The organism is Bradyrhizobium sp. USDA 372 (genome assembly GCF_053629095.1).
Genome location: NZ_JBRJHR010000001.1, coordinates 1,222,182 through 1,244,889, shown reverse-complemented (window position 1 = coordinate 1,244,889; position 22,708 = coordinate 1,222,182). Strand labels below are relative to the sequence as shown.

Here is a 22,708-nt window from a genome sequence, read left to right as displayed (position 1 = left end):
GCGAACTGAAGGTCCGATCCTGGTTGGTCATAGTCGGCGGCAGGGGGCGAGAGCAGCTCATCAGCAGCATCCCTCCATTTTGAGAGTAGGGGCACTGGTTTCCCGGTGCGGCCCGCACCCGGGAGCTTCTGAAAGTCTTCAATCCAACAATCTGGTTTCGCGTGAAAGGATGGAATGACGATGAATGATGCCAATGTGAAAGCCGAAACGAATGCCACTCCCGCGGGTGGGAATGGTGACGCAAGGCTCAAGTTCGACGTGCCGTTTTTCAATATCCAGGGGATCTTCGGCGATCTTGCCGAGCAGGGCGCCGCGCGGGCCAAGGCAAATCTCGAGCAGATGAAGGCGGCTTCCGAGGAGATCACCGACGCTCTCCGCGAAGCCTGTGCGACCAATGCCACGCATGCCGCCCACTACGGCACCAAGGTCATCGAAATATCGAAAATCAATACCAGCTCCACGCTGGAATTCCTGTCCCAGCTCGCGGATGCAAGGTCGTTTGCGGATGTCGTGAACCTCTCCACCGCCCACAGCCGCAGGACCTTTGAAATGGCGTCAGGCCAAAACCGGGAGCTTTGGGACCTTGCCCAGAAGGTTGCGACCGAGACGGCCGAGCCGATCAAGAAGAGCTTCAACCGGGTTCTGCATAGGGCTGCCTGAATCGAGGCTATCGGCCGCGTGAATCGGCTGGACGAGCGTCTTCGCCAGAAGAGACGCCGTCCGGCCGATGGCGGCGACGCCTTTTCGTGAAGGGATGCCGAGCTGGAGGAAATCAGATGGGTATGGTGATGATCAAGTGCCCGGAAACGGGCCGGGCCATTTCGACCGGCATCGAGATGGACCGCGAAAGATTTCGGTGCAGTGCAGTATTCTTTTCTCGCACCTATTGCGGGATGTGTGCGGCAACGCACGAGTGGTTTGCCAAGGAGGCCTGGGTCTACGAAACGGCAAGTCCGGGGGCAGGCAGTTCGACGCGGGGGCGGCGTGAAGCGGCCTGACGACGTCCTGCGAAACAATCCGGATCGATCCTCGGGCTCATCACCTTGTAGCGGTTGAGCTTCTGTTGGCGTGAGCCGCCCCCTGGGGGTTGGCTTACGTCGCCGCGAGGTCGCGCAGCATATAGGTCGCGCCGTCGCCATAGGATGCGAGCTTTGCGCGCAACTCAGCATCCGCCGTCACGGCCAGAAAGCCCATGCGCTCCCATAGCGGCCGCGTGCCGTAGACCGAGACCAGCGCGAGTGTTGCGATGCCCGACGCACGCGCCAGCTTCTCGATATCGGCAACATAAGCGCGCACAACACCGCCACGGAAGTCCGGCAATACGGCGACGTCGTGGACGTAGAGACAGTCCGCGCCGTTAGGCAATTCCTGCAGAAAGCCGTCGAGCGGCGGAATCCGGTACTGCATCCAGGGATGCGCCAGTCCGTAGCCGACGATGCCTTGGTCCGTATCGAGCACGCCGCAGCCGTCCGGACATAGCCGCATCTTCTCCGCCAGCACCTCGGCGCGTTCGGGCAACGCCGGATGGATGCGTGCTGCAATCGCGCCGATTGCAGCGAGGTCCGAGGCGCGCGCGGGACGCCAATGCGGCTTGCTCATGTCGGTGCGTATCCTTGCGCGGCCGAGCCGGGACGCGCGACTTCTGACTTCTATCGCAGCCCCTCATACACCATCAGCCCGCGTGCGATCTGCAACTTCCGGATGGCGCGCGGCAGCAGTTTCTCCGGCTGATGCAGGTAGCGCCAGGAGGTGAGGGTGAAGGCGGAAAGCGTGCCGCATTCGTCGTCGAACGGCGCGAGCACGCCGGTGACGCTCACCGGCGTATGTGGGCGGGCGTTGAAGGGCAGCAGCAGGAGCTCGAGATGCGCCTTGCTGCCGTCCTCGCGCGCAGCGGTGACGCCGGCGATCGCGCCCAGCGTCTCGTCGGCGACGATCGTGGTGATCTCCTCGATCTCGCTGCGGCTGGCTGGCGTGAACAGCGCCGCAAAGCTCTGGTCCTTGAGGTCTGTTCCGGCCAGCGCGCAGACGCGCGTGCCGGCGACGCGGAACGGGAAGCCGAGTTTTGGCTCGCAGGACAGCACGAAGATGTCACCGAGCAGGCCGCGGACCGCGGCCGGATCGATGTCGGCCCGGTCAGGGGCCCGTGCAGTGCCGCGCTTCTTGTCCCAATACGCGAAGAACGCGCGGCTCGACGGATGTTTCATGACTGAACGCTCGCCGGGGGTGCGACCTCGAAGAGACAGACCTGTCCCGCTTCAGTGCACCCGCGATCCCTTCTGTTGTTGTGCAGGAGGGGATTTGCAGCGTCCATGCCGCGGGGGCGTTTTCGCGCCCGTTGAGGTGGTCTTTGCGTCGTTAACGTTAAATTAACTATGCGCTTCGTGTCGGCCGCGCGCCTGCTATGGTGATCGCGGTCGCAAGCCTCGCCGCTTTTCTCCAGGTTCTCGGCGGGGCCTGTACTTGAGGGCGTCAAACAGTTTGGTCACGGGCCGCGGGGAGGGGTGGGGATACGCCTTATCTCTCCGGCCATCGGAAGACCGACACGGACAGGCAGGGCTTTCCCAGGCCCTGCCTTTTCCTTTTGTGCACTTGCGCAGGGACGGCAAAGGCGACTATCTCCAAGCCTGTCGCTCCGATGTCGCCTGAAAGCGAAGCTGCCTTGGATTCCCCGCAAGATTCGTCGCCGGATGCGCCGGCCGTCAACGAGGAGGCTCCGCGCGAGCCGATCCTGACGCTGCCTCCGGCGCTGACCGCCTATGTCCTGCTCTTGGCGGCGATCCATCTGCGGGTGCTGTTGCCGCCGGAACTCGAGAACTGGACCATCGACGTCTTCGGCTTCATCCCGAAGCGCTACGATTCCTCGCTGCTCAATCTGCAGATCCCGGGCGGGGCGGGGGCGAAGGTCTGGACTTTCGTCACCTATTCGCTGCTGCACGCCAATCTCACCCATCTCGGCTTCAACGTGCTGTGGCTGCTGCCGTTCGGCAGCGCGCTGGCGCGGCGCTTCGGCACGGTCAGGTTCTTCGTCTTCCTGGCAGTGACGGCGGCGGCCGGCGCGCTCGCCCATCTCGTCACCCACGAGCATGCGGTGGCGCCGATGATCGGCGCCTCGGCCTCGGTATCGGGCGCGATGGCCGCCGCAATCCGCTTCGCCTTCGTGCGCGGCAGCTTCCTGTCGTTCAGCCGATCGGATGCCGATACCGCCGCGAAAGTTCCGGCGCTGCCGCTGTCGCGCGCGCTCCGCGACGGGCGGGTGGTCGGCTTCCTCGCCGTCTGGTTCGGCGTCAACATCATCTTCGGCGTGGGCGCGATCGGCATCGATGCCGAAACCACGAGCGTGGCCTGGCAGGCGCATATCGGCGGCTTCTTCGCCGGCCTGCTGTTGTTCGCGCTGTTCGATCCCGTGCCGCGCGTGCGAAGCGATGCTGCGGATGCGTCATCACGAGACGTTTCAGACCGTATCTGATGCGGCGCTTGCGACGCAGCCCGAATTCATCCATCATTCCGGGCGAGAATGTTCCGAAGCGACACGTCTTTAGCGACGATGCTTCGCAAAGCGCACGAGCGTGAAACCGGCGCTGAAACTGTTAGTTGAAGACTCGCGAACAAGTCCGGACCGCCGAAGGCGGACGGGCTCGGATTCAGGGAGGCGGCAATGACGGTACGTTCCATTCTGAACACCAAGGGCCACCAGATCATGAGCGTCGAGCCCGACGCCAAGCTGGCGGACGCGATCAAGCTGCTGGCTGAGAAGAAGATCGGCGCGGTGCTGGTGATGAACCAGAGCCGGCTCGAGGGCATCCTGTCCGAGCGCGACATTGTGCGCGTGCTCGGCGATCGCGGCGCCGGCGTGCTGGAGGCGCCGGTCTCGGAGGTGATGACCCGCAAGGTCGTGACCTGCAAGGAGACCGACACCGTCGCCGAGCTCATGGAGACGATGACGACGGGCAAGTTCCGCCATCTGCCCGTGATCGACAACGGCAAGGTGGTCGGCCTGATCTCGATCGGCGACATCGTCAAATGGCGTGTCCGCGAATACGAGACCGAGCAGGAAGCCCTGCGCGACTACATCAAGACGGCCTGATCAGGCCTGGTCGTCGGCTTTCGGCGCGGTGCCCGCGGGCGCCGGCGCCAGCACGTGGATCGCCTCCTGGATGGACTCCAATGCGCGCTCGGCGGCGCGCGTGCCATGTGCGATCAGGTCTTCGGAGCGGTGGAAGTCGAACCAGCCGAACTGGCCGACCCGCGGCGTGATCAGCATGTCGGGTGGATCGCCGGCCAGACGGGCGCGGGTGATGCGGTCCTGCATGATGTTGAAGGCGTCCACCATCACCGACGAGATGCCGGGCCGGCCGTTGCCGCCGAAGAACTCGCGCTTCATCGTCTTCTCGGGCGAGAACAGGCGCGGGAAGCGCCGCTTGGCCGCCGGCTCCTCGGTCGCCGGCACGACCGGGGCGGGCGCTGCGCCGTGTGAATAGATCGTGGTGGAATGGGTGAAGATGTCGCTGGAAAGATTTGCGGCGATGACGATTTCGGCGCCGAGCGCGCGGGCGGCCGAGACCGGCACCGGGTTCACCAGCGCGCCGTCGACCAGCCAGCGGTCGCCGATCAGCACCGGCGCGAAGATGCCGGGCAGGGCGTAGGACGCGCGCATGGCGTCGACGACGCGGCCGCGCGTCAGCCAAATCTCGTGGCCGGTGCGAACCTCGGTCGCGACGCTCGCGAATTTGATGGGCAGGTCCTCGATCAGCACGTGCCCGATCGCCTCCTCGAGCCGGGTCGCGAGCTTCTCGCCGCCAAGCAGGCCGGAGCCGTTGAGACGGATATCGAGATAGCCGAGGATGTTGCGCATCCCTTGCAGGCTGCGTCCCCAGTCTTCGAACGTATCGAGCCGGCCGGCCGCATGGAGGCCGCCGACCACGGCGCCGATGGACGTGCCGACCACGACATCGGGCACGATCCCATTGGCAATCAGTGTCCTCAGGATTCCGATATGGGCAAAGCCGCGCGCCGCGCCGCCGCCGAGGGCAAGGCCGATGACCGGCCGGCGGATGCTGCCCAAGCCGACTTTTTCGCCCACCTTCTCGCCGTTCGAGCCGTTCGCGCCCCGGCCTTTCAATCTGTCCAGCACCGCAACTCTCCTACGCCGGGCCAGCCCGCATCGTCAGACTAGGCATCGCACGTGCCCTCCGCCATATCAGGCGCGAGGCATGGTTTATGCCGCTTTGGAAAGGGCACGGGGCAGGAGTATGGCGAGGGTTGCTTGCGAACTAATCACGCAGCCGTCAACCCGGTTCCACAGAACCTTCCGGGGCCGTATTTCCTGGGGTTTCAGAGGCTTGAATTTGCCGCGTTTTCGGTGAAAAGCAAGGAGCATGACACGCGGGGGTGACGGCATCATTGGATGGCGGCGCAGCGGCAGGCTGCTGCCGGCGCTGATCCTTGCCGCGTGCGTCATTATCTCCGGCCGAAATGCTGCCCAGGCGCAGCTTTTCTCGGATCGTCCGCCGCCAGTGCCGCCGGCCTCTGTGCCCGACCCCGGCAACGCCGTCAGCCTCGCGCCGCCCTCCGGGCCGGGCGCGGGACCCCCAAGCCTGCCACCGACCCTGATGCAGCCGGCCACCCCGAGCATGCCGCCGCCCGCGGTCTCGACCGTGCCGCCGGCCGCCCCGCTGAATGCCGCCGTGCCCGGACAGGGCGTGCTGTCGCTGACCGCGAAATACGGCAAGGACTCGGCTCCGATCACCAGTGGCCTGGTCTGGCGCGTGTTTGCCGACCGGCCCGACGAGAACGGCACCTTCAAGCTGATCCGCGAGGACCGCAGCGGGACGCCGAACATCGTGCTGCCGCCCGGCAATTATGTCGTCCACGTTGCCTTCGGCCTCGTCAGCGCGGTGCGCACCGTCAGCCTGAAATCCGAGACCAACCGCGAATCCTTCGTGCTGCCGGCCGGCGGCCTGCGCATCGAGGGCCGCGTCGGCACCAGCCGCATTCCGCAGAACCAGATCTCGTTCGCGATCTACAAGGGCAGCCAGTTCGAATCCGGCGAGCGCGCTTCCCTGGTGCCGAACGTCGCCGCCGGCGACGTCGTGCTGATCCCGGAGGGCACCTACTACATTGTCTCCAACTACGGCGATGCCAATTCGGTGGTGCGCTCGGACATCCGCGTTCAGGCCGGCAAGCTCACAGACGTCACCATCACCCACCGCGCCGCCGTCATCACCCTCAAGCTGGTCAGCGACCGTGGCGGCGAGGCGCTCGCCAACACCGCCTGGTCGGTGCTGACCCCGGGCGGCGACGTCATCAAGGAATCGATCGGCGCGTTCCCGCGCGTCGTGCTGTCCGAAGGCGAGTACCGCGCCATCGCCAAGAACGAGGGCAAGGTCTACGAGCGCGGATTCAACGTCGTCAACGGCGTCGACGGCGAAGTCGAAGTCATCGCGCGCTAAGGCGGGGGCGGCCCGCGGCGAGAAGCTCCGGCACGACAATTCTCATCGCGCGCACGGATGTGCATCCTCCATTACCGTCGGCTTCAGCGGGTTTCTGCCAAGTAACCGTCCCCCACTCTTCTGTGTTCTGTCTTGAACACTGGTAGCGCCACCAGCCCCTGCAGCGGCCAACAAACACCGGCGGCATCGGCTTATTCCAGCAGCGGCGCGTCTCGCTCACGACCGTGGACGATACGTATTTCCGATCATCAATTTTATTCTCTTTCCATCCTGCTGCGCTATATGTCTGGCGTCCGTCCACGGGGGAAGCCGGAGCAGGCGCTTGCCTTGCAGGACCGGCTCGGAGCAGGGGACCAGGCTCGTCGGCATGTTCGAAGTGATCCTCACCAGGCGCAAGCGGTTCGGCTGGCGGTGGCAGGTGTGCGACCAGTCCGGCAAGATATTTGCCGACGGCTTCGAGCGCACGCGTCCGTCCGCCAAATATCAAGGCGAGCGCGCGTTGTTCTTCCTCCTTTCCCAGGCCCATTTGCGCAACCGCTCGGCGGCCTCCAGCGAGGATTAGTCGGGCGGGCTACGATCCCTTGCGTTGCCCGACGGGCAGAACACCCGATTTATGGGTCAATGGGCTCGGTCGAAAATATTCCGCTTTACCGAAATTCGGAAATGACGTATGTGTCGGCTCAACCCGGCCCAAGGAAGAGGGGCGTATCGCGATCGTCACGAACGCGGGCCGGGGGGCGGTGGACGCGAGCCACATCGGCGCGAAAAGCTTCGCAGGGCGGAGAGCCGTGAGCGAAGAGCTCGTGCCAACGACGGGTGCGGTTCGCGTACGGCAAAATCGTGTGGTCCTGACGCCCGGGGTCTGTGCGTCAAGTCTTGTGGTGATGTGGTTGCCCGACCGGGCGATGCGCATCAGCCATCCGCAAGGCGACGGGGGCAATAGTGCATCGCTCCCCGGGGAGAGCGCGACATAAGCCGTAAGACCACTGCGCAGGGAAGGCCGGATGTTTGGCTTCACCTGTATGCCGCTGTGCAAATTCTTGTTGCCACCTTTCGCACAGTGGACCGTGGGTGCCCGGCCGGCACCCGGTCTTCCCTGCGCCCTCTTTCAATTGAGGGTGAGACGACAAGGTATAACTCGGGCGAAATGCGCCGCGAGGATGCGAAGCTGTGTCTGCGACGACACACTCGCTGTCATCGCCCGGTTTAACCGGGCGATCCAGTACTCCGAGACAGTTATGGCTCAATCGATAGGCCGCGGCGTACTGGATTCCCCGCCTTCGCGGGGAATGACAGTAGCATTTGGAAAGCGATTTTCCTGCCACACGCCGTCATTGCGAGCGCAGCGAAGCAATCCAGAGTCTTTCCGCGGATGCATTCCTGGATTGCTTCGCTGCGCTCGCAATGACGGTGTTGAGGCAGGTGTGCGAAAACTCCCGCTCGCGTGCCCCGGACGCAGCGCAGCGTCTCCCCGGCGATGCGAAGCATCGTCCGGTGCGACGATGCGCTACAGAGCCGGGGCCCAGGCATCAGCGACTCCGCAGCGTGCTGGGTCCCGGCTCTGCGCCGCATCACTTGCGCTCCGCGTCGCCTCCGGGACATGAGAGCACCTTTCGCGCAACCGTCACAGTCTCTAACGCCCACTAACCAACACCTGACTTAAAACTGTCATAATCGCCGAATGGAACCCACGCCTTTGCGCTTTTTACACGTCGTTAAGCGCGCCTGCATTGGATGCGGCGGGAAAGTGCGTTGGGGACTGCAATGACTGCCGCGAAGAAGATGCCGGGAAAACCGGCCGCCGAAATGTTCGACGACATCCCGGTGCTTCAGCGCAAATGGCGTGCGGCGTTGAAGCCGGGCGAGCGGCTGCCGCGCTACGAGGACGTCATGCTCGGCAGCCTCGGACGCCTCGCCGACCACATCGCGCTGCTCAAGAACGATGGTGTGCTCGAGCTGTCGCGCAGCGGACGTTACGTGCAGAAATGGCTCGGCGAGGAGCGCTGGGACATTCCCCTTGCCGAGCTGTCGCCCGATTGCGCCACCGCGCTGTCGGAAGCGGCGGCGAGCGCGCTGGCGGCCGGGCGGCCGCACCGCGCCAGCGCGCATTGCGTGCGCGACGGCATGGTCAGGACCTACGACGTGCTGGCGCTGCCGACGTCCTCGCGCTGGGGCGCGACGCTGATCGGCGCCTATGTCAACGAGCGCGGCGCGCAATACAATCTCCTCGACGCCATCTTTTCCGCGACCGACGACGCAGTGGTCTCGCTGGCGACGCTGCGCGACGCCGCCGGCAAGGCGTTCGACCTTCAGGTTGTGCACCACAACAGGAGCGCGGGCGAGCTGCTGAAGGTTGTGGGTGGAAGCCTGCTGTGGCGGCGGATCGGCGAGGGCAGCACGCTGCTGGCCTTGCCCGAGGTGATGGAATTCCTGCTCAAGGCCGTGTCGGGCGGCCGCGGCGAGCAGCTCGAGATCGAGAGCGCGGGGCGCTACCTCAGGCTCAGCGCCACCGCCTTCGCCGACGTGGTCTCGCTGACCATCTCCGATGTCACCGTCTTGAAGCGGCGCGATGCTTCGTTCCGGCTGCTGTTCGACAACAACCCGATGCCGATGTGGGTGTTCGACGCAGAGACCAAGGCGTTCCTCAGCGTCAACGACGCCGCGGTCCAGCATTACGGCTACAGCCGCGCGACCTTCCTGCGCATGAAGCTGCACGAGATATGGCCGGAGGACGAATGGGATAGCCACGCCGCGGCGCTGGAGCGTCTCGGCGACGCCTACCACTCGTCGCGCAACTGGCGACACTTGCGCGCCGACGGTAGCGAGATCGAGGTGCTCACCTTCGGCCGTCGCGTCGCCTTCGACGAACGCGATGGCTATCTGGTTGCCGTGGTCGACATCACCGAGCGGCGCAAGGCCGAAGCGCGCATCGCCTATATGGCGCACCACGACGGGCTCACCGATTTGCCGAACCGCGAACACTTCCAGGAGCGGTTGAAGCAGGCGCTGGACCAGGCCGCGGGAAAACGAGTCGGCGTGCTCTACGTCGATCTCGACCTGTTCAAGAACATCAACGATTCCTTCGGCCATCCGGTGGGCGATCGCCTGTTGAAGCAGGTCGCCGAGCGCCTGACCATTGCGGTCCGCGGCAGCAATCTCGCCGCGCGGCTCGGCGGCGACGAGTTCGCCGTCATCTTGGCAACCGACGTCTCGCCGAACGAGGCAAGCGCCTGCGCGTCCCTGCTGATCGACATGCTGAAGGCGCCTTACGACGTCGATGGACAGGAGATGGTGATCGGCGCCAGCATCGGCATCGCGCTGTCGCCGGGCGACGGCACGACGCCGGAAGAGTTGATGCGCAATGCCGACATGGCGCTGTACCGGGCCAAGGCCGACGGCGGCGACGTGCACCACTTCTTCGAGCGCGAGATGGACCTCCAGGCGCAGAGGCGCCGCGACATGGAGCTGGATCTGCGCCGGGCGTTCGCCAATGGCGAGTTTGAGCTGCACTACCAGCCGCTGGTGTCGATCGCCTCCGACCGCATCTCCGGCTTCGAGTCGCTGCTGCGCTGGCGTCATCCGGACAAGGGCATGATCTCGCCCGCCGAGTTCATCCCGGTCGCCGAGGACATCGGCCTGATCACCCAGCTCGGCGAATGGGTGCTGCGCGAAGCCTGCACCGAGGCGGTGAAATGGCCCGTCGACGTCAAGGTCGCCGTCAACCTGTCGCCGGCGCAATTCCGCAGCCGCAACCTGGTCCAGATCGTGATCTCGGCCCTGGCGCAGTCCGGCCTGTCGCCGAAGCGGCTCGAGCTCGAGATCACCGAGTCGATCTTCCTGGCCGAGACCGATGCCAATGTCGCCACCTTGCACCAATTGCGCGAGCTCGGCGTCGGCATTTCCATGGACGATTTCGGCACCGGATATTCCAGCCTGAGCTATCTCCGCAGCTTTCCGTTCGACAAGATCAAGATCGACCGCTCCTTCGTCAAGGATCTGGCGCAGCGGCCCGATTGTGGTGCGATCGTGCGCGCGATCTCCGGGCTCGGCCGCAGCCTCAACATCACCACGACGGCCGAGGGCGTGGAGACCGAGGATCAGCTCGACTGGCTGCGTGCCGAAGGCTGCAACGAGGTGCAGGGATTTCTGTTCAGCGCCGCGCGGCCCGCGGCCGAGATCGGAAAGCTCCTCGCCGATTTCGGCCAGCGCACCTCACGGGCGGCGTAATGCGGGCGGATAGCAATCGTAGACCAGCGCCTTGAACGCGGGCGTGATGCGGCCGCGCTCGTTCTGGGTCTGCTGCATCATGAGGTAGACCATGTCGAGCTTGGGATCGACGCCGAAATAGGTGCCGCTCCCTGAGTCCCATTTCAGCTCGCCGAGCGAGCCCGGCGGCGGCGGCTTTGCGTTGCCGGGATCGGTGCGTACCGCAAGGCCGTAGCCATAGCCGAAGCCGTCGCCCGGGAAATAGAAATAGTCGCGTCCGACGCCGGAGCCCGGCCCGATCTGATCGCTCGTCATGGCCTTGAACGCGGCGGGGCTGAGATAGCGCCTGCCTTCGAGCTCGCCGCCGTTGAGCAGCATCTGCGCGAAGCGCTGATAGTCGGTGATGGTCGAGAGCAGGCCGCCGCCGCCCGACTGCCATTCTGGATGGTCCAGGCGGTCGCGCTCGCCGGCGAGCAGGATGAAGTCGTTCGGCAGCGGCCGCGCCATCCGCGCCAGCTCGTCCTCGGTCGCGAGCGCGAATTTGGTGCTGTTCATGCCGAGCGGATCGAAGATGCGGGCCTTCAGGAAGGCGTACAGCGTCTGTCCCGAGATGATCTCGATGACGCTGCCGAGCACGTCGGTGGAATGCCCGTAGCGCCACAGCGTTCCGGGCTGCCGCGCCAGCGGCAGTTTGGCGATGCGATCGGCGAATTCCCTGTTGTTGAAGTTCCCCTCGAAAATGTTGGCGGCCTTGTAGGCGTGCTCGACCCATTCGCTGCCGATATAATCGTAGCTGATGCCCGAAGTATGCCGAAGCAGATCCTCGATGTTGACGGGGCGGTCAGGTGGGACGAAGTCGAGCTCCAGCTTGCCACCGGGCCGGGTCACCTCGAGGCCGACCTTGGTCTCGGCAAACAGCGCAACGTATTTCGACACGGGGTCGGTCAGCGCAAGCTTGCCCTCGTCGATCAGCATCATCGCGCCGAGGCACGTGATCGGCTTGGTCATGGAGTGGATGGCGAAGATCGTATCCGGCGTCATCGCGAGGCCGGTCCTGGTGTCGCGCACGCCAAAGGTCTTGAGGTAGACCGGCTTGCCGTGCTGCTGCACCATGATCACCGCGCCCGGCAGGCGGCCGCTTGTCACCTCGTTGTCGAAGAACGCGGTGATGCGGTCGAGCCCGTCGGGCGAGGGGGCGGGGACGTCCGCGGCCCGGCTTCGCGCCATCGTACCGGCGAGCATCGCGGCCCCGACCAGAAATTCACGGCGTCTCATCCGCACCTTCCTTCCTCGGCGGGATCAAGCCGCAAGACGCTCGGTGCGTCAACACGACATCGATTAAAATCGCGTCACGATGTCGGAAAGCGACGGACGCGGACGGTCCTCGCTCGGCTTGGTCGGGGTGCCGACATGAATGAAGCCGGCGAGCTTCTCATCCGGCTTGAGGCCGAGGCCTTCGAGCACGTCGCGGTCGAACGAGAACCAGCCGGTCAGCCAGCAGGCGCCGTAGCCGAGCGCGGTGGCGGCCGTGACGATGTTCATGGCGCTGGCGCCCGCCGACAATTCCTGCTCGAACGCCGGCACCTTCGGATGCGGCTTGGTGAAGCTGACGATGCCGATCACCAGCGGCGCGTCCATGAGGCGCTTGCGCTCGGTCTCGACGTCGGCCGCAGGCGCGCCGGGATTCTTCCTGGCGAAGACCCTCGCGATCACCTCGCCGGCACGTGCACGGGCGTCGCCCTCGAAGATGATGAAGCGCCACGGCGCGAGTTTGCCGTGATCGGGCACGCGCGCCCCGATGGTGAGGATCGTCTCGAGCTCGGCCGGCGAGGGGCCGGGCCCCGTCATCTCGCGCGGCTTGACCGAGCGGCGGGTCTTCAGGAGTTCGATGGCATCGGGCACTGCGATATCCTCTTCAAATGGTCGGCGGGCGTGCCATGCCGAGATAAGCATGCACGCCCGCAACCGGAAGCGAATTTAGATCGATTTCAGGCCTCAGACGGCGCCGCGCGCCCGCTTCACATCCGGCGGCGTCGCCTCGTCGACCAGGGCGGCGATCGCCTCGGCGGTGGTCATCACCTTCTGGCCGTCGCTGCCGAGCCGGCGGACCGAGACCGAATGCGTCTCGGCCTCTTTTTTGCCGACCACGAGCAGGGCCGGGATCTTGGCCAGCGAGTGCTCGCGGACCTTGTAGTTGATCTTTTCGTTGCGCAGGTCGATCTCGACCCGAAGCCCCGCGCGCCGCGCCTGCTCCAGCACCACCTTGGCGTATTCGTCGCCTTCCGAGGTGATGGTGGTGACCACCGCCTGCACCGGCGAGAGCCAGAGCGGGAAGTTGCCGGCATAGTGCTCGATCAGGATGCCGATATAGCGCTCCATCGAGCCGCAGATCGCGCGGTGCACCATCACCGGCGGCTTCTTGCCGCCGTCATGGTCGATGTAGAACGCGCCGAACCGCTCCGGCAGGTTGAAGTCGACCTGCGTGGTGCCGCACTGCCAGTCGCGGCCGATGGCATCGCGCAGAACGTATTCGAACTTCGGCCCGTAGAACGCGCCTTCGCCCGGATTGATCTCGGTCTTGATGTGATTGTTCTGCGACTGGATCTCGCGCAGCACGGTGGCCATCACGCGTTCGGCGTGATCCCACATCGCATCGGTGCCGACGCGTTTCTCCGGCCGGGTCGACAGCTTCACCGTGAGGTCGCCGGTGAAGCCGAAGTCGGCATAGGTCGACAGAATGAGATCGTTGATCTTCAGGCACTCCTCGGCGAGCTGATCCTCGGTGCAGAAGATGTGCGCGTCGTCCTGGGTGAAGCCGCGCACGCGCATCAGGCCGTGCATGGCGCCCGAGGGCTCGTAGCGATGCACCACGCCGAACTCGGCGAGGCGCAGCGGCAGGTCGCGGTAGCTCTTCAGGCCGTGCTTGAAGATCTGCACGTGACCCGGGCAGTTCATCGGCTTCAGCGCAAACCAGCGCTTGTCCTCGGCCTCGTCGCCGGCCGATTGCGCCGCGAACATGTTCTCGCGGTACCAGCCCCAATGGCCCGAGGTCTCCCACAGCACCTTGTCGAGGATCTGCGGCGCGTTGACCTCACTGTAGTCGCCGGTCAGGCGCCGGCGCATATAGGCGATCAGCTGCTGGAAGATGGTCCAGCCCTTCGGATGCCAGAACACGACGCCCGGACCTTCCTCCTGGAAGTGGAAGAGGTCGAGCTCGCGCCCGAGCTTGCGATGGTCGCGCTTCTCCGCTTCCTCGATCTGCTTCAGGTAAGCGTCGAGGTCCTCCTGCTTCGCGAAGGCCGTGCCGTAGATGCGGGTCAGCATCGGGTTGTTGGAATCGCCGCGCCAATAGGCGCCGGCCACCTTCATCAGCTTGAAGGCGCCTCCGACCTTGCCGGTCGATGTCATGTGCGGGCCGCGGCACAGGTCGAACCAGTCGCCCTGGTAGTAGATCTTGATCGGCTCGTTGCCGGGAATGGCGTCGACCAGCTCGACCTTGAAGGCCTCGCCCTTGTCGCGGAACACCTGCTTGGTCTTTTCGCGATCCCAGACTTCCTTGGTGAAGGGCTTGTCGCGCGCGATGATCTCGCGCATCTTTTTCTCGATCGCGGCAAAATCTTCCGGCGTGAACGGCTCGTTGCGGAAGAAGTCGTAATAGAAGCCGTTCTCGATCACCGGGCCGATCGTGACCTGGGTGCCCGGCCACAGCGTCTGCACCGCTTCGGCCAGCACGTGCGCGCAGTCGTGGCGGATCAATTCGAGCGCGCGCGGATCATCGCGATTGACCAGCTCGATCCTGGCGTCTGCCTCGATTGGATCGTTGAGATCGGCGAGAGCGCCGTCGAGCGCCATCGCAACCGTGCGCTTGGCGAGCGAGGGCGAGATACCCTTGGCGATATCGAGGCCGGTGATGCCCTTGTCGAACTGACGCTGGGCGCCGTCGGGGAAGGTGAGGGTGACTTTGGGAGCGGGGGTCACGGGCTTCAAATTGGAGAGGCTGTACTGGAACCCGGACTCGGATTTGGGCTGGTCGGACATTGCTTTTCTCCTGAGGCTCACTCCTGCGAACGAGCGCAGGTAAGCGGGAACGAGCGATATATCAGGCGATTCGGCCCGTGCAATCCGGCATTTCCAAGAAAGTGGCGCGCAAAACCCGGGGCGGAGCCCGCAACTATTTGACGTTGTACCCTTTAACCCGCCGCAGGCCGCCGCTACATGCGTTTGCATGGAAAATGCCCCCGCCGCCGGTCGTTTCGCGCCGACCGCCCTGATGCTCGGCAATCTCGTCACCGGCTGCTCGGTCTTGGCACCGGCGGGCATGCTGCCGGAATTGTCGGCGGGGCTCGGGATCAGCATCCACGCGGCGGGGCTCCTGATCACCTTCGGCGCGGTGACGCTGTGCGTCGGCTCGCCGCTGACGGCGTGGCTGACCAGCCGCATCGAAAGGCGGACCCTGCTCGCCACGACGCTGGCGGTGCTTGCACTCGGCAATCTCGCCTCCGCGTTTGCGCCTGATTACACCAGCCTGCTCATCATTCGCCTCGTGATGCTCGCAGTCGGCGCGCTCTATACGCCCCAGGCCGCCGGCACGGCTGCACTGATCGTGCCGGCGGAACGGCGCGGCAGCACCATTGCGTACGTCTTCCTCGGCTGGTCGCTCGCAGCCGCCATCGGCCTGCCGCTGATCACCTTCATCGCCAGCCGTTATGGCTGGCGCGCGGCCTATGGCGGGATTGGCGCGCTCGGCTGCACCAGCCTGCTGTTGTTGCTGCTGCGTCTGCCGGGCGGCCTGAAGGGCGCACCGGTCGATCTGAAGACATGGGCCACCGTCGGCCGAAGCAGGACGATCCTGCTGCTGCTTGCGATCACGATGCTGCAAATGTCGGGGCAGTTCGTCGTGTTCACCTATATGGGGCCGCTGCTCAACAAGCTCACTGGCGCCGGCCCCGATGCGATCGGCTCGGTCTTCGCGCTCTACGGGATCTGCGGCTTCCTCGGCGTCGTCGTCGCGACCCGCATCGTCGACACTTCGGGGCCCTACCGCACCTCGTTGCTGTTCACGTGCCTGCTGCTCGCCGGGATGAGCGGCTGGGCGCTCGGTGCCGGCTCGCTCGTCATGATGGCGGGCGCGGTCGCGGTCTGGGGCCTTGGCTTCGCCTCGACCAACTCGATGCAGCAGGTCCGGCTGGTCGCGGCTGCGCCGCCGCTGGCCTCGGCCACCGTCGCGCTCAACACGTCCGTCCTCTATATAGGCCAGGCGGTCGGCTCCGCTGTCGGCGGGCTGCTGTTCGCCCGCGAGCTCCTGCACACGCTCGGCTTCGTCGCGGTCGGTTTCGTCGTGCTGGCACTGATCCTGGTGGTCGTGACCCGGCCCCGGCGGGCGGCTGCCGCCACCGCCTGAACGCTGCAGGTCGTATGCGCAAGGCGCTTGGCAAACCTCGCGCCGGAGCGGTAGAAGGCCGGCGTGGGGATCAAAGAGAGTTGACTGAGATGAGGATGATTCTGGCGGTTGCCGCGGTGCTCTATTCAGCCTCCGCGTTTGCGCAGACCGAGAAGCCACCGATGGTGGGGGACAAGCCGCTCGTGCAGGTCAAGCCCAAAGGGACCAAGGAGGCAGCGGCCAAGCCCGCTGCGGCGGCGAAGGGCAAGCCGCAATCGGTCGCCGTCCGTCTCCAGGCCTGCCTCGAGATCGACGACGGTACCAAGGATCGCCTCAACTGCTACGACGCCGTCATCCCGCCGGCGCCGAAGCCGAAGCCGGCCAAGGCCAAGGGCTACGCCGATTGCCGCTTCTTCAAGGAAGAGGACGAGCGACTGTCCTGCTTCAACGGCTTTGCCGAGAGCATTCCGAAGCTGCCCAAGAACTAATATTTGGAACTGATATCTGCGCGGCTAGGGATTTGTGGAGGCGACGCGCGTGAGCGCGAGCGACGGCGTCGCCGCCATCTTCACCAGCACGTCCTTGAGCGGATCGCGCGTCCAGGCGCGGGTGACATAGTCGCGGTGGGTGATGCCCTCGCCGGTCTCCACGAACACCACGCTGCCGGGCCGTAGCGGCCCTTCCATGTCCTCGGCGACGCTGATGCCCTTCTGCCTCAGCATGCTCATCAGCTCGCGGTCGCGCCGCGCGGTGTAGCGGGTGTAGGCGCTGACGAAGAAGCCGGAGCGGTGGCTCTCGATCCAGGACGCAAACTTGTCCATCTCGCCATAGACGGCATCGAGCAGCACCACGCCGCGCACGCGGTCGCTGATGCCGCCGACCTCGAGGCTCCAGGCCGTCGGCAGGAATCCGCCGCTATAGCCGACGATCACGATCGGCATGTTGGCGAAGGCGCGCGCGCTGCTGGGATCGCCGGTGAGGCGGGCGAGGTGGTCAGCCGATTCCGCCATGAAGCGCTTGAAGCCGCCCGGCTGCCAGAACTTGCCGGCGCTGGAATCGGCGGCGTCGACCGCCATCTGCGGCGCAAGCAATATGGCATTGGCGCCGGAATCGGTGATCTGTTTCGGCACCATCTGCCGGTCGCGGACGTCGCGCTCGAGCGTTGCGCCATTGCCGTGGAAGAACACCACGATCACGCCCGGCTTGCGCAGGTCGAAATGCTCGGGCACGTGCACCAGCACGCGGCTGTCGCTGTAGGTCTCGTCCTGCCAGTAGACGCGGCCGGAATAGCTGCGGTGGCCGCGGCGGTCGCCTTTGGAAATGTTGAGGAAGGGCGCGTCGGAGGCAGGGTTGTTGCCGAAATAGGGAAAGGCCGACGACTTCATGCTGACGAGTGTCGTCAGGTCCTCGCGCGCGGGGCGTTTATAGGGGACTTGCGGCTCGAGCGAGGCCACCTTGTAGGGCGCCTGCTCCGGCCCTTGTCGCTGGACCGCGCGCTTGGGCGAGAAGTCCGACATTTGGCGTTGCAGAAAGCCTTCACTCGCCGAGGGAAAGCGCTCCTTGAACTGCGGGGCAGGGAAGCGATCCTCGAACGTGTCGCCGCCTGCCACGCGCGCGTTCGCCGTCTGTGAATTGGTCTTGGCGACCACCTGGACATTCGCCTGGGAGTTCGCCGCCAGCGCCGCCGGATCTGGCGCCTTGCCGCATTGAACCAGCGTCAGCGACAGCGGCACCAGGGTTGAGATCAGACCGGCCCGGAGCGCACGACCATGCCGACCGGACGGTGTCCGATCGGCACGATCATCAGCTCTCAGTTTCGGAGCGGCCCCGACCATCCACCCATGACCCCAAGTCACGACCCAAGTCACACGCCCATCGGCAATCTTGAGACAATTGAGCCGACTGGCGTTTAGGCGACGTTAAGCGTCCGGAGAAACTCCCCACATCCGGAACGCTCAAAAGGACCATGCAATCGTGTCCTGATTGTGGGGAAGGGGAACGGGCTAATCCCGGTTAAATCCAGTGCCCTAGATCAAAAACGCGCGTTTACGGTGTTTCGGTACCTGCTTCCCTTGCCTCATTTAACCCTTGTTAACCCTGCTTGAATTGACTGGCCCAAAGTGCACGATGGGCCCACGAGGCGACGCGCCTGAGGTTAAGGACCCCGATGACGGCATCAGATGCGGGTACCCCGCCCTGGACGGACCGGCTGACCGGGAGCCGGGCCGGGGTCTCCGTTCCGGTCGCAACCGCCATCGTCGTGGCCGACATGATCGGGGTCGGCGTCTTCACCAGCCTCGGCTTTCAGGTCAAGGACATCCCGTCCGGCTTCTCCATCCTCCTGCTCTGGACGGTCGGCGGCATCGTCGCGCTGTGCGGTGTGTTCGCGTACAGCGAGCTCGGTGCGATGTTTCCGCGCTCGAGCGGCGAGTACAATTTCCTCGGCCGCGCCTTTCATCCGGCCTTCGGCTTCCTGGCCGGCTGGGTGTCGGCCACGGTCGGCTTCGCGGCGCCGGTCGCGCTCGCCGCGATGGCGTTCGGCGAATATGCCAAGTCGGTCGTACCCGATCTGCCGGCGATTCCGCTCGCCATCGGCGTCGTGTGGCTGGTTTCCCTCGTGCAACTGACCGGCGTCAGGCACTCATCCACATTCCAGCTGATCTCGACGGTCCTCAAGGTCGTGCTGATCGTCGCCTTCCTGGTCGCCGGCTTCGTCATCGCCGTGCCGCAGCCGATCACCTTCACGCCGCAGCCGGGCGATATCGCCCACATCGTCAGCGCGCCGTTCGCGATCGGACTCGTCTTCGTGATGTATTCGTTCTCGGGCTGGAACGCCGCGACCTACATCATCGGTGAGATGAAGACGCCGCAGCGCAGCCTGCCGCGCGCGCTGCTCGCGGGCACGCTGATCGTGCTCGTGCTGTACGTCGCGCTGAACGCGGTCTTTCTGCATTCCACGCCGGTCAGCGCGCTCGCCGGCCAGCTCGACGTCGCCAGTGTCGCCGGCACCGCCATCTTCGGCAGTCTCGGCGGTCGGATCGTCGGCGCCATGATTTGCTTCGGTCTGATCTCGTCGATCAGCGCGATGATGTGGATCGGCCCGCGCGTGATGATGACGATGGGAGAGGACATTCCTGCCTTGCGCGTCTTCTCGAAGCGGTCGGTAAGCGGCGCGCCGGCGTATGCCATCCTGTTCCAACTGGCCGTCGCCAATCTCCTGCTGTTCACGCGCAGCTTCGAGGCGGTGCTCGACTTCATCCAGTTCGCGCTGTTGTTCTGCTCGTTCTTCACGGTCGCCGGCGTCATCAAGCTGCGTATCACCGATCCCGATCTGCCGCGGCCCTATCGCGCCTGGGGATACCCGTTCACGCCGCTCGTTTTCCTGCTCGTGACCGCGTTCATGATGTACTACCTTTTGACGGAGCGGCCGGTTCAGTCGCTGTCGGGAATGCTGGTCATGCTCTCCGGCCTTTTGATTTACGCTGTTTTCCGCAGGCGGCCCGCTGCTGCTGCCGCCTCACCGCATCGCAAATAGACATGCTCCGCCCCCTGAGAATCGCGGCCGTTGCCTTCGCCCTCCTGGCTGCGGCCGTCTCGTTCGCGCGTGCCGCTGACGTCACCTTCGACGACACGGCGCGCTTCCTTGCGGGCATGCAGCCTTCGGCGGACTCGCCGCTGGTGCCGCTCACCAGGGACCCGGCCTGGCAGCGTCACGCGAAATTCTTTGACGGCGCCTTCGCTCAGCTCGAGCAGCGCCAGCTCTCCAAGATCCGCAGCTGGGCCGACCTCAATCTCGCCGCGCCGCGGCCGACCATGTTCTACATGTTCAGCGGCCCCGATTTCCTCTACGCCAATGCCTTCTATTCCAAGGCCAGCACCTACGTGCTCGGCGCGCTGGAGCCGGTCGGCGCGGTGCCCGATTTGACGCGGCTGCCGCGCGGCTCGGTCAGCGCTGCGCTCTACAACGTCGAACGCTCGCTCGGCTCCATCCTGAGCTTCTCCTTCTTCATCACCAAGCAGATGAAGGTCGACCTGCACGCCAACCAGGTCAACGGCACCTTGCCGATCCTCTACGTCTTCCTCGCCCGCTCCGGCAAGACCATCCGCAATGTCGAGATGGTCGCGCTCGACGACAAGGGCGGAGTACATGTCGGCGACGACAATCCCGGACGAAACGCCACGCGCGGCGTCCGCATCACCTTCGCCGGCAGCGACGGGGAAACGCGCACGCTGTATTATTTCTCGACCGACCTCTCCAATTCCGGCGCACGTGCCGCAGGCTTCCTGAAGTTCTGCGAGACGCTCGGACCCGGCAACAGCCTGCTCAAGAGTGCGTCCTACCTGTTGCATTCCGGCAATTTCACCGTCGTTCGGGACTGGTTGCTCGCCAACAGCGCCACCATCGTCCAGGACGATTCCGGCATCCCGCTCGCGAACTACAATGCGCGGCAATGGCGGTTCTTTCCGTTCGGCCGCTATCTCGGTCCGATTGACGAATTCCCCGGCCGCCACCAGCAGCGCTACGCCGAGCTGTTCACGCGGGCCCAGCCGATCGATTTCGGCGTCGGCTATCGCTGGCGCATGCATGAATCGAATTTGCTGCTGTCGGTGAAGGTGCCGGGCAGCGACGCCGCACCGGCTATGGAGACAACTTCGGCGGCCGAGCCGGCGCCGAAGCCGCCGCGCCCGAAGCGGCTACGGCCGCCGGAATCGGTCCCGCCGTCACAGGGACGTTTTTTCTGGTTCCGGTGATCACCAATGCACGCTCTGGCTTGGCACGATGAAGGTCGTCGTGCTCGGTTGTGTCGCAAGGCTCCTCGTCAGATACCAGCCGGAGCCGAGGACGAGCGCAAGCAAAGCGATGATGGCGAGCAGGTCGATGGTTCTCGGATCGTGGCCCCTGTGATCGAGATTCGGACCAGGCTTGACGTGAAAGTGCGGGCTGATTTTCCAGCGCATTGTTGTTTCCTCCCGTGGGAGTACCAAAACAACGCAAGTGGAAACTTCAAGGTTCCGGTCGAGGCAGCGCCGCACAAGTGCGCGGCAACGTCAGGATGCATTGACCCCGCGCCAGCGGCCGTAGCGCCAGGGCAGATACCAGCGTGCGCCCCGCGGCGCGGTGAGAGGCACGTTGTCGATGCCGGATGTGCCGAAGGGATTGCAGCGGAGCAGGCGCGCGAGCGTCATCCAGCCGCCGGCCCAGAGCCCGAACCGGTCGATCGCCTCATCGCCATAGACGGAGCAGGTCGGTAGGTGCCGGCAATTGTACCCGACCAGAGGCGACAGCGTATGGCGATACAGCCAGATCAGCGCGCGGCCGAATCTGCGCGGCAGCCGGAGCGCACGATCGCCGGAACTGGAACAATGCTCGCAGGCTGAATGCTTCATGTGCGTTATGCTGCAATGTTGAGCGAGGTGTTGCCCGGTTCCGGCGCAGGGAACTGTAAGCTGTTGTTTCCACGCCATATTTTGCATGCTTTTTGGGAGCAGTGCAGCAAGTATCTGTGGACGATCTGTATTCGCCCGGATACCATTTTTATGACGGCCGTGTGTAGAAACATACGCCTGTATGATGGACTCAGATAGCGCTACCGGGGATTGTTTGGGGACCTTGTGGCATTGGGGCTTGGGGAAGGAACCAGATTGAGACTTCTGAACTCCCTTAATCTTCGCGGCTGGTTGCTGGTGGGAACAGCCGTATGTGGAGTCGCGCTGGCTGGCGCCGTCGCAACATTCGGATCGTCGGCCCGCGCCGGCGTTGCCCTCGAAGAGCGCAAGCTGCCGATGAAGTTCAGCTGGGTCGCCTGTGAGCCGAACTGCCGCGGCTGGGTCAGCGCAGTCGGCATCATCACGGCCGATACGCCCAAAGAATTCGAAGAGTTTTCGCGCGGCCGGCAGCTCGGCGGCGCCACTGTGGTGCTCGATTCCAGCGGCGGTTCCGTCAATGACGCGATCACGCTCGGCCGGCGCTTCCGTAACCTCGGGCTTTTGACCACGGTCGGCGTAAGCCTCCGTGGGGGCCCATCGACGCGCCCGGCGGTCGCGCCGGAAGCCTATTGCGAATCCATGTGCGTGTTCCTGCTGCTGGCCGGCAAGAAGCGCTACGTGCCGGAAGCCGCCCATGTCCGGGTTCACCAGATCTGGATGGGCGACCGCGCCGACGATGCCAAGGCGGCGAGCTACAGCGCGCAGGACCTGATGATCGTAGAGCGCGACATCGGTCGCCTCGCCAAGTACACCTTCGACATGGGCGGGGCCGGCGATCTGCTGTCGCTTGCGCTCAGCGTCCCGCCCTGGGAGGACCTGCACGAGCTTGACGCCGGCGAACTCAAGCTCACCAACCTGGTCACGACCGATCTCGTGGCTGACGTGCTCCCGCACGTAGACATCTCGGCGCCGGCAATGGCGGAGCTTGCAGCGAAGACGCAGGCCAGGTTCGGCGCGGAACCGGAGCAGGCTTCCAAGTCGACCAAGACGGCGGAGGCCGTGGTGCCGACCGGTAGCGTTGCCACGCCGGCTGCGGCGACGCAGAAGTAAGCTCTTAAATCCTGGCAGTCATTCCGGGGCTCGCCTCAGCGCGAACCATGGTGCGCAAGTCCGCACCTGGGGTGCGCAAGTCCGCACACCTGAGGATTTCGCGCTGCAATCTCGGGATTTCGGGTTCGATGCTGCG

20 protein-coding genes are annotated in these 22,708 nt (G+C 64.9%); 11 read left to right on the top strand and 9 right to left on the bottom strand.

Features of this window, described 5'->3' with window-relative positions:
• Positions 1–174 precede the first annotated feature (174 nt).
• Positions 175–660 (top strand): phasin, encoded by a 486-nt coding sequence (locus AB7M16_RS06120; protein WP_246708693.1) that lies wholly within the window; start codon positions 175–177, stop codon positions 658–660.
• A gap of 432 nt (positions 661–1,092) precedes the next feature.
• On the opposite strand, the gene AB7M16_RS06115 is transcribed toward AB7M16_RS06120, so the two are convergent.
• Both AB7M16_RS06115 and AB7M16_RS06110 read right to left on the bottom strand, forming a co-directional pair.
• Complete coding sequence (locus AB7M16_RS06115) at positions 1,093–1,599, bottom strand: GNAT family N-acetyltransferase (RefSeq protein WP_453943385.1); 507 nt, start codon at positions 1,597–1,599, stop codon at positions 1,093–1,095.
• 50 nt (positions 1,600–1,649) lie between these two features.
• The gene (locus tag AB7M16_RS06110; RefSeq protein ID WP_212258135.1) at positions 1,650–2,204 is read right to left on the bottom strand and encodes a PAS domain-containing protein; all 555 of its coding nucleotides are present in this window, start codon (positions 2,202–2,204) and stop codon (positions 1,650–1,652) included.
• Positions 2,205–2,659: 455 nt separating this feature from the next.
• Between AB7M16_RS06110 and AB7M16_RS06105 the strand changes: the two genes are divergently transcribed.
• Both AB7M16_RS06105 and AB7M16_RS06100 read left to right on the top strand, forming a co-directional pair.
• Positions 2,660–3,466, top strand: coding sequence for a rhomboid family intramembrane serine protease (locus AB7M16_RS06105; protein WP_373569498.1), 807 nt, complete (start codon positions 2,660–2,662; stop codon positions 3,464–3,466).
• Positions 3,467–3,655: 189 nt separating this feature from the next.
• Positions 3,656–4,084: a CBS domain-containing protein gene (locus AB7M16_RS06100; RefSeq protein ID WP_453943384.1), complete on the top strand. Its 429-nt coding sequence runs from the start codon at positions 3,656–3,658 to the stop codon at positions 4,082–4,084.
• Here AB7M16_RS06100 and AB7M16_RS06095 read toward each other — a convergent pair whose 3' ends face one another.
• Positions 4,085–5,131, bottom strand: coding sequence for a patatin-like phospholipase family protein (locus AB7M16_RS06095; protein WP_453943383.1), 1,047 nt, complete (start codon positions 5,129–5,131; stop codon positions 4,085–4,087). It abuts the gene before it with no gap.
• A gap of 244 nt (positions 5,132–5,375) precedes the next feature.
• Here AB7M16_RS06095 and AB7M16_RS06090 point away from each other — a divergent pair, with 244 nt between their 5' ends.
• The 3 genes from AB7M16_RS06090 to AB7M16_RS06080 all read left to right on the top strand — a co-directional run bounded on the left by AB7M16_RS06090 (position 5,376) and on the right by AB7M16_RS06080 (position 10,676).
• Positions 5,376–6,449 (top strand): hypothetical protein, encoded by a 1,074-nt coding sequence (locus AB7M16_RS06090; protein WP_172783100.1) that lies wholly within the window; start codon positions 5,376–5,378, stop codon positions 6,447–6,449.
• Between the two features lie 322 nt (positions 6,450–6,771).
• On the top strand, positions 6,772–7,011 hold the full coding sequence (locus AB7M16_RS06085) for a hypothetical protein (RefSeq protein ID WP_246571525.1): 240 nt from the start codon (positions 6,772–6,774) through the stop codon (positions 7,009–7,011).
• 1,202 nt (positions 7,012–8,213) lie between these two features.
• A complete protein-coding gene (locus AB7M16_RS06080; protein WP_453943382.1) occupies positions 8,214–10,676 on the top strand; it encodes a putative bifunctional diguanylate cyclase/phosphodiesterase in 2,463 nt (820 codons plus the stop codon).
• Here AB7M16_RS06080 and AB7M16_RS06075 read toward each other — a convergent pair.
• From AB7M16_RS06075 to thrS, 3 genes are all read right to left on the bottom strand, one after another.
• Positions 10,662–11,930: a serine hydrolase domain-containing protein gene (locus AB7M16_RS06075; protein ID WP_453943381.1), complete on the bottom strand. Its 1,269-nt coding sequence runs from the start codon at positions 11,928–11,930 to the stop codon at positions 10,662–10,664. The two genes, AB7M16_RS06080 and AB7M16_RS06075, sit on opposite strands and share 15 nt — an antisense overlap.
• A 63-nt stretch (positions 11,931–11,993) precedes the next feature.
• The gene (locus AB7M16_RS06070; RefSeq protein WP_212260297.1) at positions 11,994–12,557 is read right to left on the bottom strand and encodes a nitroreductase family protein; all 564 of its coding nucleotides are present in this window, start codon (positions 12,555–12,557) and stop codon (positions 11,994–11,996) included.
• Positions 12,558–12,650: 93 nt separating this feature from the next.
• On the bottom strand, positions 12,651–14,693 hold the full coding sequence (thrS, locus tag AB7M16_RS06065) for a threonine--tRNA ligase (protein WP_172783104.1): 2,043 nt from the start codon (positions 14,691–14,693) through the stop codon (positions 12,651–12,653).
• Between the two features lie 187 nt (positions 14,694–14,880).
• Here thrS and AB7M16_RS06060 point away from each other — a divergent pair, with 187 nt between their 5' ends.
• Together AB7M16_RS06060 and AB7M16_RS06055 are read left to right on the top strand one after the other, a co-directional pair.
• Complete coding sequence (locus AB7M16_RS06060) at positions 14,881–16,056, top strand: MFS transporter (protein ID WP_453943380.1); 1,176 nt, start codon at positions 14,881–14,883, stop codon at positions 16,054–16,056.
• Positions 16,057–16,145: 89 nt separating this feature from the next.
• Positions 16,146–16,523: a hypothetical protein gene (locus AB7M16_RS06055; protein WP_172783106.1), complete on the top strand. Its 378-nt coding sequence runs from the start codon at positions 16,146–16,148 to the stop codon at positions 16,521–16,523.
• A gap of 24 nt (positions 16,524–16,547) precedes the next feature.
• On the opposite strand, the gene AB7M16_RS06050 is transcribed toward AB7M16_RS06055, so the two are convergent.
• Positions 16,548–17,870: an alpha/beta hydrolase gene (locus tag AB7M16_RS06050; protein ID WP_453943379.1), complete on the bottom strand. Its 1,323-nt coding sequence runs from the start codon at positions 17,868–17,870 to the stop codon at positions 16,548–16,550.
• A 332-nt stretch (positions 17,871–18,202) separates the two neighbouring features.
• On the opposite strand from AB7M16_RS06050, the gene AB7M16_RS06045 reads away from it, so the two are divergent.
• Both AB7M16_RS06045 and AB7M16_RS06040 read left to right on the top strand, forming a co-directional pair.
• Positions 18,203–19,570, top strand: coding sequence for an APC family permease (locus AB7M16_RS06045; RefSeq protein ID WP_260379778.1), 1,368 nt, complete (start codon positions 18,203–18,205; stop codon positions 19,568–19,570).
• 2 nt (positions 19,571–19,572) lie between these two features.
• Positions 19,573–20,787 (top strand): hypothetical protein, encoded by a 1,215-nt coding sequence (locus AB7M16_RS06040; RefSeq protein ID WP_439366784.1) that lies wholly within the window; start codon positions 19,573–19,575, stop codon positions 20,785–20,787.
• Here the strand turns inward: AB7M16_RS06040 and AB7M16_RS06035 are convergent, their stop codons facing one another.
• Entirely contained in the window at positions 20,788–20,994 is a 207-nt protein-coding gene (locus AB7M16_RS06035; protein ID WP_172783110.1) for a hypothetical protein, read from the bottom strand. It abuts the gene before it with no gap.
• Between the two features lie 90 nt (positions 20,995–21,084).
• The gene (yidD, locus tag AB7M16_RS06030; RefSeq protein WP_453943378.1) at positions 21,085–21,423 is read right to left on the bottom strand and encodes a membrane protein insertion efficiency factor YidD; all 339 of its coding nucleotides are present in this window, start codon (positions 21,421–21,423) and stop codon (positions 21,085–21,087) included.
• A 255-nt stretch (positions 21,424–21,678) separates the two neighbouring features.
• Between yidD and AB7M16_RS06025 the strand changes: the two genes are divergently transcribed.
• Entirely contained in the window at positions 21,679–22,572 is an 894-nt protein-coding gene (locus AB7M16_RS06025) for a COG3904 family protein (RefSeq protein WP_172783112.1), read from the top strand.
• Positions 22,573–22,708: the final 136 nt, after the last annotated feature.